The organism is Bartonella sp. AA56HLJMS, from assembly GCF_042197145.1.
Taxonomy (GTDB): Bacteria; Pseudomonadota; Alphaproteobacteria; order Rhizobiales; family Rhizobiaceae; genus Bartonella.
In genome coordinates, this window is the sequence record NZ_JBHIRL010000017.1 from 16,239 (window position 1) to 30,979 (window position 14,741).

Genomic DNA, 14,741 nt, shown 5'->3' on the forward strand with positions numbered 1-14,741 from the left:
CATCAAAAATATTGACATTCTTATCAACAATTAAGACCACATTTTTATTTTTCTCCCACACACGCATAAAATGTTTTTAACCACATTAAATATTTTCCCCAAAAAAATTCCTACAAATTACCAATCAAAAAGAAAACAAAAGCGTAAAATGATCACTCCTTAAATCTTCACGTCTTACAGAAAAAATAGTTCTTCCTGTTATCAAATTGAAAAATATCGCCCCTCGGAAGTGAACACCCAACGATCATGCAATCACACAAAAACTTAAAGGAAAAATTTTATGAGCTCTTTACAGCAATTTATTATCAGATAACAGAACGGCACATGTTCGCAATAAACTCTTCACGGACATATTGTTCAATAAAATTTGCAAAGCTTTCCTGTAAATGACACGACTTCTTGTCTTTTCACACCATCGCTTTTTGATTTTCAGAAGAATCTCAATTATCTACAACGCTTGCGGTACATGACGTCTCTGGATTCCTTGTCATAGGCTCCATGAAAGATAACATCTTGATTTATAATCATAATTAATCATTATAAATATTGAATATAGCGAGCCTAATATCGTAAAGTTTTTCTTAATCTTGAATCAATCAAAGTCATTTAATGACACATCAAAAGAAAAATTCCCCTATAGACAAAAACCACTGAAGAAAAGGATCAAAATACTTCTTATAATAGAACGTTCAATAATTTAGGCAATATTTTACATCCCCATAGAGGTTCATTTTTTCTTCTCCATTTTCAAATATCTTTTTAAGACAGCCCAAGCTGCATATTCTTGTAAGACGACACCTAAAAGTGGTCGCGTATAGGGAAAAGTTATACGATCATCACCATAACCTTTCATCCGTATAGTTATGGTAGCATGTCCAAGGCTTTCTGCTTGATTTTCTAATGTCTCCAAAGAAGGCTCTAGGCTCACTTCAACCTCAAGCAGTGGAATATCTTGTTTACCTTTTTCTATGGGCTGAAAATATTTTAAAAGCAGCGGATCATTGGCAGACCAATGAACCTCTGCATGCATCGCTAATTGTTTACAAGCAGTAGTAACTTCTGCCCCAACTAAATAGGGGTGAAAATGATTTTCAAATGCTTCCACGAAATGTTGTTCCAAGAGCGCTTCTGATTGAGCAACCAGTTGCACCAAAACATAGGGGCTTTTCCATAAAAAATGCCGTTCAAAGGGTTCATTTTCAAGATGATCATCAACCCACTGCGCAATAGTACTTTCATCAATTCCAATCAAAGTCCATGCATACTCCGCACGCGATACAGAAAAATATTTCTTCTCGTTGTGTTCTAAATAATTCTCTAAAAGCGCAAGAGCCTGTGATGGTGGACCAGGCAAAACAACAAGTGTACTTCCATCGCAAGAGAGATAAAACCCTGGTGCTGTGCCTGTAGGATTATCAAGCACAGTTGCTGTCTCAGGAAACAATGCTTGACGTGCATTACTCTTATCCGCCGTAATCCCTAATCGTTGTAATTGACCTTTTATTGTTTGCCAAACATCTTCATGATGTACCAAAGGCTGCTTTACAGCTTGAGCAACTCCATCGCGTGTTTTATCATCTGATGTTGGTCCCAATCCCCCACTGATAATGATAAGATCTTCTTGTCCAAGACAAGAAACAACAGTCTCACTGATTTGCTGTAATTGATCAGCACAAACAAAATGACGTGTGACTTGAATATTTCTCTTGTTCAAGCTTTGGCTTAAATCTTGTAAGTTTGTATTCAAATATTGTCCTGAAAGGAGTTCATCACCAATAGTAATAATGGCAGCACGATGAACAAAGACAGAATTCATAAGAGAATTGCGAACAGCTTCAGCCATTTGACGGGTAGAGGCTATACCTCCAAGATCATAGGTAACGGTTTTTCCAGCACGAATAACCTGATCAACACTCTCAGACAGTTGTTTTGCTGCATCTTTAAAGCCTAAGTGCTCTAAGAGTAAAGCCGTGGTATAAAGCATCGCAGAAGGATTTGCTTTATTTTGTCCAGCAATACGTGGTACGCTTCCATGAACAGGTTCAAAATAAGCAATCTCGCTCCCCACATTCACATGAGATGCAAGCCCCAATCCCCCCATTATACCAGAGCCAAGAGTAGAGAGAATATTGCCAAACATATTTTCAGCAACAATCACACCAAACTGCTCTGGCTTGGTTGCAATCCACAAAGCAACCGCATCAACATTCTGAATATCTGCTTCAATTTCCGGATAGTTTTGCGCAATCTTCTCAAAAATTTCCTGAGCAAACTGTCCACTTTCTCGCATAACATTGGGCTTATCAGCAAAAGTAACTCGCCTAAAGCTATATTTCCTTGCATAAGAAAAAGCGTATTCAAATAACCGCTCTAAACCAAAGCGTGTCTGCAAACGGACTGTCCACGCTGCTTCCTCAAGCCCATATTTTGTCAAATTTGGATGTTTTAGCCAAACGGCTGTTTCAGGAGAAATACCCCGAAAATCTAATCCAGCATAAAGGCCTTCACTATTTTCTCTGATAACACAAAAATGAAAAGGTTTTCTCGGACCAAAGATGTATCTTACAGGACGTATATTCGCAAACAAACCTAACTTTTGGCGAAGTTGAAGTGCGGGAGAAACATAGGCAAGGTTTTTCTCTTTTAAATGCGGAGCAAGTTCTTTTAAAGCCGCTTCTTTTCCTTTACGGGTCACAGCACCAAGTAAAATAGCATCACTCTGAGTAATTTTTTGCCAAGTCGCTTGAGGGATAGGATCTCCTTCCCGTTTCCAACATTCAACACCAATATCACCATAAGTTAATTCAATCGGCAATTGGAATTGCTCTAAAACCATCAGCGCAGCATCACAAACCTCTGGTCCTATCCCATCACCAGGTAATACAAGAACTTTCTTTTTCATAGTCCCTCCATCCACTCATCAATGACTGCATCCGTCATAGTAGGATTATCCTCCCACAAACGCGTACCAGCACCAGAGATAATCTTATATTCATGGTTCAGATTATGACTTTTCGTCTGATTATTTACCGTTGCAAGTTGCGACTTTTCTCCCACTAAAGCTAAAAACTTCCCCTTATACTTAACTATCTCATCTCTAGCATCCATCATCAATAAGAGTTTAAAGCCTCTTGTCATGCGTTCAATTGCCAAGCTTTTTTGTTTATCGGGAATCTCCAATAAAACTCTTTTTTTCATAACGCCAGAAGGATGCATAAAACCATTGAGTATTTCCAAAGCCCCCGATAAATCATTATTTTCTAAGGAGGCAAGAATATCTCCAAGGCGCCGTTGCAAAACCTTATCTGGATAGCCAGGCGCATTCACAGCAAGCACAGCTTGAACATTGGGAAGCTGTACTGCCAATATTTGTACCAATGTTCCAGCCATAGAAAATCCCACAAGCACTGCGGGCTCTTTAAAATAGCTTTTAAGTTTTTCTGCCATAAAAGATAAAATGTCTACAGCAGAATAATTGAGAACATGAGAACTCTTAGGAAAAAGAGAAAGCGTATCCAGCAGAGTGACAGGGAATCCTTTTGTTGAACATAGCTTTGTCAATGGAGAACAAAAAACACCACCATCCCAAATTGGCATTACAGGAGAAAGAATAATAATAGGAAGGCTCATTGATCAATTCCTCCCCTTATTTTAAACATGCATTAGAGCCAGAACTTTTCCCACCCAATATAATGAAAATATGTTGAAACTCTAGGCTCATATTCTCCCCCCATAATAATCGATTTGTTAAACTCAAACTAAGCTTGTAACAAATTTTAAACCCACTCAATCCAGCAACTTAATAAAAAAATTCATCTAATGTACAGGTGCCCCATTTGTGTAAAACATCAAAAGCATTTCCGCATAATGCTTTCTTTTTATCATTTACTCAGCTTATTTCTGAAGTCATAAAATGACGCGCTTTTTGAATATAAATGATAAAACCAATCATACAACACACAGCTAACAAAGTTGCCATAGCCCGTGGGCTATGACCAGAGATTTTTCCGATAACCGCTGCACTGAGTGCCGCACTTCCTAATTGCAAAGATCCCATAACACCAGAAGCCGCTCCCGCAGCTTTCGGATGCGATGAAATAGCCAACGCTGTTCCTAACGGCAATAAAAAACCATTTCCAAAAGTAAGAACAGCAATAGCCATAAAACTTGTCACAAGGGGCCATGGGCTTAGATACATTTGCAAAGCAAACAGCACACCACCTATCACAAAAATAATGTACCCTCTCCCCACAGTTTTTTCCATAGACTCGCGTTCAAAAAACCATCGCGCCAAAAGATTTCCCAAAATATAGGGAAACGAGACACCAATATAGCTATAACTAATGTGTATCGGTGATAACCCCAAAGTCGTGAGTAAAAAAGGCGACTCCACAATATAAGCAAAATAGGCAGCGTAAGAAAAACACGGAATAAGTGCATAAAAAATAAATTGTTTATTTCTGAAAACACCTAAATATGCCTTCATCAATCCTACCGGAGAAAAATGCTGCCGTTTTTGAGGGGGTAGAGTTTCGCTTAGCACAAAACAACATAGCAAAATGGTCAAAAATATAAAAAAGCTTAAAAAGATAAAAGTTGCCTGCCAATGAAAAGCCTGTATCAAAAGTCCACCAATGAAAGGTGCAAGTGCTGGCGACATTCCAATAAAAGGGAAAACAATCAAATAAAGTTTTCCAGCCGCTTTTTTATCCAACAAATCATTGATAATTGCACGACTTAAGACAAGTCCCGCACAAGCACCAAGACCTTGCAAAAAACGTAACACAAGAAAAGCGTGAATATGAACCGTATAAATCACACCAAGTGTCGTAAATAACCACAAGAATAAGCCCAATAGAAGTGTTTTTTTACGCCCAAAATTATCACTCAGCGGCCCATAAATGAGCTGTCCAAGTGCCAATGCCAACAAAAAAACCGCCACTGCACTTTGAATTTGAGATTGTGTCACTTGATAATATTGACGCATATCGCCCAGTGCTGGTAAAAAAATATCGGTAGAAATCAATCCTCCCGTCGATAAACATACGATAAGTATAATAAATAGCAAGTTATATTTATGAGTCATAAAGAAAATCACACTTTTTAGGTAGTTATTAAATAGTATTATAATTAAATATAATTATATTTTATGCTTATATATGCAAATAATAATTATTAAAAGTGTTATTATTTTACTTTATAAAAATATTATTTTTCTTATAGAAAGCATTTTATTTTACAAACTTCACGAGCTAAAAAGTTATTCCCTAACTAAGCTCTCCTGTACAAATACTTTGCCGTAATCTTCCGCTGCTTTTTTCATTGATATTATAAGTAAAAGCATAATCTCTCTCTCCACGGCAACAGTCCCACTTTCTATACAATATCCATCAAAGTTGATCGACAAAACGCAAAGCAGAAAAATAATCTCTAACGTCTCTACCCCAAAATCACTATGGTATAAAGACGGCGCATAACACAACAATAGCTTGAAGCCCCTATCAACACAAATAATTGTGTAAAAAATCTTGATCTATCCCCTATACCATAAAATATAATGCTTTCTCTGCAAACCAACTCACAACCAAATATATCTTACTCATTTCATAAAACTCTTCATCTAAGATAAATATCAAAAAATTATCGTGTAACATATTAACAAATATGATGTCATAACAATTCAATAAGCTTTTTATTTAACTTAATCCATGATCTTTTATAACACTATGAATTGAACATTACTGATATTTATTTTTATCTTCAAATGCGCCTTCTAATCTCATTTTATAAATATTCTTCCCATAAAAACAGTAACACTTTTATAAAAATAAGCAGATATACCCCCTACTTTATAAGCTAGAAACCAATAAACGATAGTATCCAGTTTTTTAAATTATTCTCTCTCATGAGAAATTCGATGATAATATGATAATAGTATACGGATAGCCCGCTTTTTTTCAGACATAAGTGAGGTCTTTTGGATTGTATAGCCACATTTTACTTCTCATAACAAACATTTGTTTAAAGTATTTTCCTATTCCTTTTTGGCGCATATCTATTCACTTTTGGAACATAATTAGCAAAAAGGCATTGTATCTCCAGCATATTCAAGGAGATAAAACATGGAAACTCGCATTCCTGAAAACACACCATTCGATACGAATTTTCTAGGAGAAACATCTCTAGAAGAAAAATATTCACTCTTTCACACACCCATTTCATGGTCCGCAATCTTTGCGGGACTGGTGACGGCTCTTGCCACCTCAATCTGCCTCTCTTTTCTGGTTGCAGCTTTAGGCTTAAGCCAAATGGATTTCACTTCTTCAACCCCATTTGAAGGCTCTTTCCTCTCCTTTGGCGTGGGTTCTGTTATCGTTACACTGATTAGCCTAGCCTTGGGAGGCTTTGTAGCTGGACGTTTTGCTGAAACCTCAGGGATTCTTCATGGCTTTCTCACTTGGGCTCTCATAACATTGCTGATGACCCTCCAAGCCATCCACGTGGTTTCTAGTACAGCAAAGATAGGAGCTAAAACGGCTCTAGAAAACAGCTCCATGGTCCAACAAACCGTAGACAGCCTAAAAAACAATATTTCCCCTATACTTGCAAACTTAAACAGTGAAAGTCTTGAAAAGTTTTTTGCAAAAAATAGTGACAATGGCATCAATTTTGACCAGCTTGGGAGTGAATTGCGCACCCTTCTCAATAAAAGCGACATTCCTGCTCTCAACCCTGATCGCTTGAAACAAACCTATCAAGCTGCACTCAATGATATTGGTTCTGCGATAACAGCTTTCAAAAATGATCCTTCTTACTATCGCACCACTTTAAAAAATCTTGGTGAGCGCCTGTCTGATCGTGTAGAAGATCTCACGACAAAATTTGATCGAAGTGATATCATCAACGCGCTCATAAAAGATGGCATGTCCCGTTCGGATGCACAAACAGCAGCCAACCATGCTGTTCAACTCTATCAAAGCGCAGAAGAAAAAACCGAAAAAGCCATAAAAGTCCTTGAAGAACGGGCAGAAACACTTTCAGACAATCTTGAGGATACGATCAAGGGCGCCAAAAACACTGCGACTAAAGCCACAAAAACAGCCTCCAATATGGGGTGGTGGGGCTTTTTAGGAAGTCTGGTAGGCGCCATTATTTCCAGTGTTTTTGGCTATTATGGTTATAGAAGCCGTAAGGACACTTTCATGCTTTAAAACGTCTACCTGTCTACCTTTAAAGCAAATACATAAAAAGCTGCACGCATAATGCAGCTTTTTTTGTAAATTCTTCTTAATCACTCTAAAATTCAGCCCTCTTATTTAAAATGCTCTTTGCAATCAACATAACATTTGACAAAAAATAAAATCTATACTAAGAGGAAATAAGTGGTAATTTTTTTATTTTGGTTATCATTGTTTTTTTATCAACTATAAGGGGGGAAATACATGAATATTTCACTTAATGAAGTAAAAGATGCTGTTGAATTGACTGCTGACGAAGTTGTGCCAACTGCAATGCTTACTAAGTATGCACAGCGTAACGATATTCAAATTTGTCAAAATGAGCTTGATGTGAATGGTTCGTTAGAAGTTTAATAATGTATTGTTGATACAGATCTATTTACATATCTAACTTTAAAATTAAGTATATTTAAGTGCATGTTTCAGTTATTTTCAGAGAGCTTTTCTCAAAAAATTTGGGCTAAGCAAGCAGCTGAATTATCAATTTCACACATCCCTTTCGATGAAAGGGATGTTTTGAATGCTTTAAGACAATACGCTCTACATCCTCATAAACTCTTAGCTCTTAATCCTAAATCCGAAGTAGTAACAGTGGTTAATGGAGTGCGGAGTCCACGTCCTCTTTCAAACTTTCTTGTTTTAGATACGGATAGAACTATAGAAGAATATACTGCCCGCGTTGACCAATATGCCGAAGGACAAGAATGGGCGGTCATGTATTATGGATTATACGCTGCAACCCCTGTTCTATGGGATGTGGCAAAACAATTTGCAGATCAATTAGCTCATTCTTTAGGTTTTAGGCCTGGTGGACGCGTAGATATTGACTGCTTCATCGGCCGGTATTCTTCTACCCATGTTGGGATCCATGTAGATCACGCTCATAATTTTGGTTTTACTCTACAAGATGGCAAAACAATGTTTGCATGGCCCAGTACACGAGAAGACCTCCAAGGGCTAAAATATCCTGAATATGAAGCGCATAAATTAACAGCAATTGCGCTGCAAAACCGTACAGACCGTGTTGCCTACTTTCCTCATGATGCTTTCCACGTTGCTGAAACTGGAAAAAATATCGCGGCAAATATCAATATTGCTTTTTGGGAAACAGCACACGATGCACAACATCATAAAAATTATGTCACGCATTTACTCCATCTTGATGATCGAACGCGACATGATATCCGCGCATCAGGAAGAGCAAATTTAAACCCTGATAATGCTTTTCAACACTCTGCACTAAACTCCGCCATCGCAAATGGTACCTTAAAACGCCATATGCTGGTTTCTCAATTAATTTGTGATACAAGTTCACGTTTATGTGTCAAGCGCCCCCTTGTTGACGTCTCCGAAATTGAAAATGAAATCACTCTTCGCCCACCTGCAACCCTGCAATGGGTGCCCTTAACTGAAACAAAAGAACTGCTCATCGCAGCAAATGGGCATTGCGCCAGTTTTGAGTATAGCTCTCATCTAGAACATTTCCTTTCTCAACTTTCATCAGGAAAAAAATTAGATCTAGCAAAATTAAATGATAAACCACATGACACAGCACAGAAGGAAATTTTAAAAGCTGTAAAAGCTTTAGCATGTTGGGGAGCATTGTGACAAAGAAAAAATCCATGATTTTTACCCAAATGGGACTTTTCCTTGTTTTGGGCTTTAGCAGCTTTGCCGATGAAACAGCACAAGTTACATTTGCTCTACACTTAGCAGAAAGCACAGCATCTATTTCAATGCTGCTGTTTGCAGGGCTTGTCGGGGCAATTTGTGCCGGACCAATTGCACCACGCCTCTTGCATCGCTTCCAACCAGCGCGAACAATACCCATTGTTTTATTGTTTGAAGCACTCTTTATAGCCACAGCTGCAATCGCCAACCAATTTTGGGTTTATATTGCCCTTTCTTTCGCACTAGGTTGTGCTGGTTCACTCTTTTGGTCTGCTATCCTCGTTTCCGTCCCAGAATTTGCAACCAATGATCAGCAATTAGACCGTATCAACCGCATTATCCAAACAGTTCGTAATCTTGGCTATATTGCCGGACCATTGTTAGGGGGCGTGTTGTATGGAATATCAAACGGGCAAAAAGGATTGTTTGTGTTGTCAATCATGGTTCTTTTTGCTACCTTTATCACTCTCTTCTGTTTTAAAAGTTTTAAAATTCATACACAAACGACAAACACAACGCAAAACAGCAAAAAAGGGCTAGATTTAACGGGTCTCTTGCGTAAAAAAAATGTTGTCTATGCTCTTTCTCCCCTCATCATTACCATCATCCTCACCTCTGCTCTCAACGTCTTATCGATTGTCCGCATCCGCACTGAGCTGTACTTCAGTGCAGAAACCTATGGGGTAATCACAAGCATGTTAAGTCTTGGCCTCGTGGTTGGTCCACTCTGTTTCTCCAGCCTTTTTCATCGCTTTGGTAATGCCGCTGGAGCATCACTTGCCGCTGCAATCATTGGTTTTGCAATTTTCTGCTTTTCCTTAACACATATTGTATGGTTAATGATGCTGTCATTTTTCATCCTTGGGGGTGCTAACGGCGTGCAAAATGCTCTGATGGCAAGTTTTATGATGAAAGCCATTCAGAAAGAACACCGAAACAACCAAATGCCTGCCTATATCTTTATCATACAAACAGCGGTGTGCCTTGGCTTTCTAGGAGCCGGTTTTGTAAAAGTGCATCACACCCAAAGCACACTGTTTATCATTGGCATCGCCACAATGATCACAGGCATCTTAGGTTTTATCTTGAACAGTGCCGTACAAAAAAAACAGAGAGAATTTGATAATGGTTAGTGGACGAGGCGTTTTTCTCAAGCAAACCATACACCACAAAAGGACATGACAATCACCACCCAATCAAATTTCAATAAAATCCCTATCAAATCGTTGTATCCCATGCAACCCCATACCAACCCAATAGGACTTTGATAAACCACTCTTTAATGTAGAGCAACTAACAACCCTCCCCAAAGCTTGATATTTTAAAGTAAAAAAAAAACGATAACATCATGCAACAAGATCCTATAGGCTTAAACTTTTACAATGGAACAGGCGGCTATGTGTGGCAACTGGCAGACTATATGCGACATGATTGTCATGAGAGCTCCCACACACTTGAATTGCAAAAACCAACGCCGCCCATAGCCATCAATTCTTTCGCTGTCTACCCAAGTGAACTCAATCCTTTATCACGCGTTCAATGGGCAAAAGATGTACAAATAATAAAAAACAAACCAGCACTCATTGGCAAACGGCAAATACAACCCATCACCATTGTTTCTACAAAAGGAGCGGCATTTGGCGGATTCGACTTTCCCACATTTGAAGCACTTCGTGAAGGCTGCCTTGTCCAATCACTGAGGGAAATACAATTCAATGGTACTCTTCTTGCCTCTGGAAGTCTTTTGATATCACTTTTACGACACGGTCTCATCGAAACAGATCAAAAAGCATTTTCAGAAAATGATGCAACCGCTCTTTTACGAGAGCCAACATGTATTATCATAGATTCTTCTCTTGGCAGTCTTGCCATTAATCAACTCAATGGGCGTACAATCCGGCTTCATGAAAAAACAAAACATCTCTTGAAGCAAGCCACCACACCAATACGTATTCAATATCCGCTAGAGGATTCAATAAAGTTTTTTATAAAAGCAGGAATGCTACGATTGGTAAAATTATAAGGATAAAAAGATGCAGCTGATAAGACCTGGCATGGGAACAGAAAATAGTGCACAGCTCATTTATGCGCTTATTCAAATGGCAAGACCGCGCACAGTCATTGAAATCGGTGCTGGTGATAGTACGCGCTTGATTGCTAAAGCACTGCAAAAAGCAAAACAAGCATGGCAACAAGATAAAAAACTTTTAGAATCTTCCACCTGGGAAGAGCGCACAGCTTTGCTTGATCCTTCAGGAATCCTTGAGAATTACGAACCTCGGCTTATCACCATTGATGATTTTACAGTCGAAGGTCAATCAGCCGAAGAAGCATGGCAAGAACTGCTTCAAGGCGGTATTGAAAAAGATACTGTAACATTTATCCATGAGAATTTTTTCTCTCTTGATGATGAAACGCTCAAATCTTGGGGACCAATAGATTTTGCTTGGCTTGATGCTGGTACTCCCGCAGATGATGTGCGATTTGTTATAACCCTTTGGGAACACATCACCGCGGGTGGTTATCTTTGTCTACATGAACCAACCATAACAACAACAATTGCTCTCAATGGCGAACAGCGGGTTCGACGCGTCAGAACTCCTTTGTGGGAAGAAATTCTCTACCGGCTTGATGGCTCCTATGAAGCTTTAACACTCCCCGAAAACCACAAATATCGCCAAAGTGGTCTGGGGATTATTCGCAAACGCACCCCAGCCGAACAAATTGTACGCGCACAATCGCTCCAAGCAGAACTCATAGAAATCAATGAAATTCCCATTCGCAATGATCTTTTGCCCATGGGGAAAGAAACCCTTCACAAACGCAGCACACGCAATTCACTGATCTCTGCCATGACCTCACCGACACTGCGTACTGTTTATGCCGCCATTATCCTTGGTGCAAAAAATCTTACTGATATCCTCAAACATGTCGATTCAGATGCCAAAAACATTCACAAATCCATCAATCGCCTTTTGAATCTCGGACTTATTCACAACACAACAGAAGGATTTCAAGCCGAAGAGACAGTGTGGAAAATGCTAGAAAATAAACATGAGCGGAATAGGGAAAATTTAAGCGACCGCCATTTAGAAACAGAAGAGATGCTATCAAAAATTGGTGAAGCCTTTCAGAAGGAAAAAATCTATAGCGAAACGGAAGTTTCCAAGATATGCAACCTCTTTACGATAGACTTTGCCCGATTACGACGCACTCTTGTTGAGAGAGGTTTTTTACAACGCCATGGAGGCAAATATCAACGCATGCGCTAAAAGAGAATTGAAAAATGATTAGCGAACTCTATCGTTTTTCTTCTCTATTTCAAGAGAATGAATAACCTTCCACTAAAAAAATATAATTTCATTAAAAGGTTACAAAATCATTCATCCCATTCATATGTTGACAATCTATGGAGATGAGATTAGCGTGCTCTCTTCGCAAGAGATGCAATGGGGAAGAACAAGAATGCGGGATGCCAATTGGTTATCAAAAAGGATTGGGTGGTTATCAAAAAGAATTAGAAATAGTCAAAACCATCAGGAGAAGATATAGGATCAAGGTCTCAATGGATCTTACGATTGTTGCGCGAACATCCGGGCACAGTGTTGTTGCTCAATCCAAATCATGCTCGATATTTCTAAAAACATCGTAGAAAAAACAATATTCTTGCATTGGACTGGCTAGTGAATCAAGAAAGATACTATTTCAACGAAATGTGCACAGCAGAAATAGGGCTGGCAAAACTTCCTCAAAAGATACAACAAAATGTCTTTGATCATTTAACAACACTTCTATGGAAATTCCATGGGCAAAAATAAAATTCCTTTTTTCATCTATAGCACAGTTTTTCTTTCTGAATTTTCCTTTTTCTTTGTACTCCCTCTGCTTGGAAACTCTTCTCTCATAACTGCTGCCAATGTTGCTTTTTATCTCGCTGGATCGGTAATCCTTGAAAGCATTCTCATGGTAACCACAACAGGTTTATTAGAAAGATTTTCGCGTAAACTCTTAATGGCTACCGCCTTTATTTTAAGGAGTAGCGCTTTTGTGTGCATTATCCTATCGCTCACACCTTCTGCATGGTTGATCTTTTTTACCTTAATGGCTTTTTCGAAAGCAATTTCAAAGCCATTTTTGAGAGAAATTTTATCAGAACATCTGAATAAAAATGCTCTTAAGCGCGCATTAACTCTCTATTCTTTTTTTCAAAATGCTGCTGTCGTTATCGCCCCTCTTGTTGCAACGAGTGCTATAAAATACAACGCATCAACCTTCTTAATGGTTTTTTTTGCACTCATTGGTTTGTATCTTTGTGTTCTATCCATTCAAATTGTTTATCATTACCCAAATAAAACATTATCTCTTGAAAAGAATAAAAAAACAAAAAAAGCTCTTCTTTCTTCTTTAAAAACAATAATACATAATCGTTCTATTGCTTATTTGCTGGTCACGGCTTTGCTGTGTGCATTCCTCATGGGAATTTTCATCACCACCACAACACTTCTCAGTAAATTTGACAGCAATCTCGCCCCTTATAGTGGAATTTTCTTTTCAATTGTTGGCATCAGTATTTGTATCTGGCAAGGAATAATTAATAAACATCTCAGCCTTTCCGATAAATCAACTTTTTATCTGCTCTGCTTTATGGGAAGTTTCTCCTCATTTTTCCTCATAGGTGGGGTCTTTACCGCTGTGACTGCGTTAATTGCCTACAGTGTCTATGAATCTATCATGATTCCAGAAATATACTATCAAGCAGGGAAAACAACCCCATCCCTCTCTGCCAGTGTTCTTTTCAGTTATATTCTTGTTATTTCAAATATTGGCCAAGCCGCCGGCTCATGGACAAGTGGATGGATTATCAGCCATTTCAACAATCATATCGCTTTCACCTTTTGCATGATTGTTGGTGCCTCCGCCTTTGCTTCTTGCCTTTGCCTCATGCAAACGAAAAAATAAGCAGCTTCCATGTCACATATAGTTTTTGCAACCAGTGGCACAACAAGAGCACTCAAAACACTTCGCCATAAATCACTCAATTATGATTTTGTAACACACTCTGCGGCAAAAAAGCTCAAAACGGTCTTTAAAGATTGCTCTGTAAACGCCGTTGCAAATTGTCTCATAGCTTAAAGGATTATGGGGTAGACAAGCGTAAGGTAGCTACATTCTGCACGAATAATATTCTATTGATATCCATGTGCAATACAGCCAAATCATTTTTCTTATAATTCGCTCATTTCTGCCATGACCTCACCGACACTACGCGCTGTCTATACTGTTATTATACTTGGTGCTAAAATTCTTTCTGATATCCTCAAACTTGTCAATTCAGAGACCAAAAACATTCACAAATCTATTAATCGCCTTTTAAACCTTGGTCTTATTCAAAACACAACAGAGGGATTTCAAGCAATCGATAAATTATGGCAAGCGCTAGAAGATAAAAATGTACGAAATATGGAAATTTTTAGCGATCACCATTTAGAAACAGAAGATATACTTACAAAAATTGCAGAAGCATTTAAAATAGGAAAAACTATCGCGAAACGGAAACATCAAAAATATGTAGCCTTTTTACTTTAGATTTTGCGAGATTAAGACGAATCTTGGTGGAAAATGGATTTTTAAGACGATATGCAAGCAAATATCAGCGCATACGTTGAAAGAAAAAATTCAAGCATTTGAGTTTTTCTTATGCAGCGTTTTGTTTTTTTGTTTTCTGTAAAGAGAGTTTAGGCCAGCTATGCGCCCCCCTTAGTATTTAGTGGTATAGATAGTTTGGAGTTCAAGGAATTGTTTGCAGTTTTTTGTTACAAAAAGTTAGCAGAT

At 38.4% G+C, this 14,741-nt stretch carries 13 protein-coding genes; 10 read left to right on the forward strand and 3 right to left on the reverse strand.

The genetic code is table 11. The annotated features are described in order from the left end of the window. Positions 1–727 precede the first annotated feature (727 nt). The 3 genes from ACFINI_RS08075 to ACFINI_RS08085 all read right to left on the reverse strand — a co-directional run bounded on the left by ACFINI_RS08075 (position 728) and on the right by ACFINI_RS08085 (position 5,086). Positions 728–2,902 (reverse strand): isocitrate/isopropylmalate family dehydrogenase, encoded by a 2,175-nt coding sequence (locus tag ACFINI_RS08075; RefSeq protein WP_375647537.1) that lies wholly within the window; start codon positions 2,900–2,902, stop codon positions 728–730. Beyond that, positions 2,899–3,630 carry an alpha/beta fold hydrolase gene (locus tag ACFINI_RS08080; protein WP_375647542.1) on the reverse strand — a complete coding sequence of 244 codons (732 nt, stop codon included), beginning with the start codon at positions 3,628–3,630 and terminating at the stop codon, positions 2,899–2,901. Before ACFINI_RS08080 ends, ACFINI_RS08075 begins: the two co-directional genes overlap by 4 nt. A gap of 259 nt (positions 3,631–3,889) precedes the next feature. Beyond that, on the reverse strand, positions 3,890–5,086 hold the full coding sequence (locus ACFINI_RS08085) for a multidrug effflux MFS transporter (RefSeq protein WP_375621720.1): 1,197 nt from the start codon (positions 5,084–5,086) through the stop codon (positions 3,890–3,892). A gap of 1,036 nt (positions 5,087–6,122) precedes the next feature. On the opposite strand from ACFINI_RS08085, the gene ACFINI_RS08090 reads away from it, so the two are divergent. The 10 genes from ACFINI_RS08090 to ACFINI_RS08135 all read left to right on the forward strand — a co-directional run bounded on the left by ACFINI_RS08090 (position 6,123) and on the right by ACFINI_RS08135 (position 14,575). Beyond that, positions 6,123–7,211: a DUF3792 domain-containing protein gene (locus tag ACFINI_RS08090; protein WP_375647546.1), complete on the forward strand. Its 1,089-nt coding sequence runs from the start codon at positions 6,123–6,125 to the stop codon at positions 7,209–7,211. Positions 7,212–7,442: 231 nt separating this feature from the next. Continuing rightward, complete coding sequence (locus ACFINI_RS08095) at positions 7,443–7,592, forward strand: hypothetical protein (RefSeq protein ID WP_375641282.1); 150 nt, start codon at positions 7,443–7,445, stop codon at positions 7,590–7,592. A gap of 63 nt (positions 7,593–7,655) precedes the next feature. Beyond that, the gene (locus ACFINI_RS08100) at positions 7,656–8,846 is read left to right on the forward strand and encodes a hypothetical protein (protein ID WP_375647551.1); all 1,191 of its coding nucleotides are present in this window, start codon (positions 7,656–7,658) and stop codon (positions 8,844–8,846) included. Then, positions 8,843–10,042: an MFS transporter gene (locus ACFINI_RS08105; protein WP_375647556.1), complete on the forward strand. Its 1,200-nt coding sequence runs from the start codon at positions 8,843–8,845 to the stop codon at positions 10,040–10,042. Before ACFINI_RS08100 ends, ACFINI_RS08105 begins: the two co-directional genes overlap by 4 nt. 215 nt (positions 10,043–10,257) lie before the next feature. Continuing rightward, positions 10,258–10,932 carry a hypothetical protein gene (locus ACFINI_RS08110; RefSeq protein WP_375621763.1) on the forward strand — a complete coding sequence of 225 codons (675 nt, stop codon included), beginning with the start codon at positions 10,258–10,260 and terminating at the stop codon, positions 10,930–10,932. A 10-nt stretch (positions 10,933–10,942) separates the two neighbouring features. After that, the gene (locus ACFINI_RS08115) at positions 10,943–12,181 is read left to right on the forward strand and encodes a DUF2087 domain-containing protein (protein WP_375621762.1); all 1,239 of its coding nucleotides are present in this window, start codon (positions 10,943–10,945) and stop codon (positions 12,179–12,181) included. Positions 12,182–12,713: 532 nt separating this feature from the next. Beyond that, a complete protein-coding gene (locus ACFINI_RS08120; protein WP_375647560.1) occupies positions 12,714–13,868 on the forward strand; it encodes an MFS transporter in 1,155 nt (384 codons plus the stop codon). 9 nt (positions 13,869–13,877) lie between these two features. After that, entirely contained in the window at positions 13,878–14,042 is a 165-nt protein-coding gene (locus ACFINI_RS08125) for a hypothetical protein (RefSeq protein ID WP_375621760.1), read from the forward strand. A 114-nt stretch (positions 14,043–14,156) separates the two neighbouring features. Further along, on the forward strand, positions 14,157–14,495 hold the full coding sequence (locus ACFINI_RS08130) for a hypothetical protein (protein ID WP_375647564.1): 339 nt from the start codon (positions 14,157–14,159) through the stop codon (positions 14,493–14,495). Continuing rightward, on the forward strand, positions 14,474–14,575 hold the full coding sequence (locus tag ACFINI_RS08135; protein WP_375612583.1) for a DUF2087 domain-containing protein: 102 nt from the start codon (positions 14,474–14,476) through the stop codon (positions 14,573–14,575). The genes ACFINI_RS08130 and ACFINI_RS08135 overlap by 22 nt, the downstream gene beginning before the upstream one ends. Positions 14,576–14,741 lie beyond the last annotated feature (166 nt).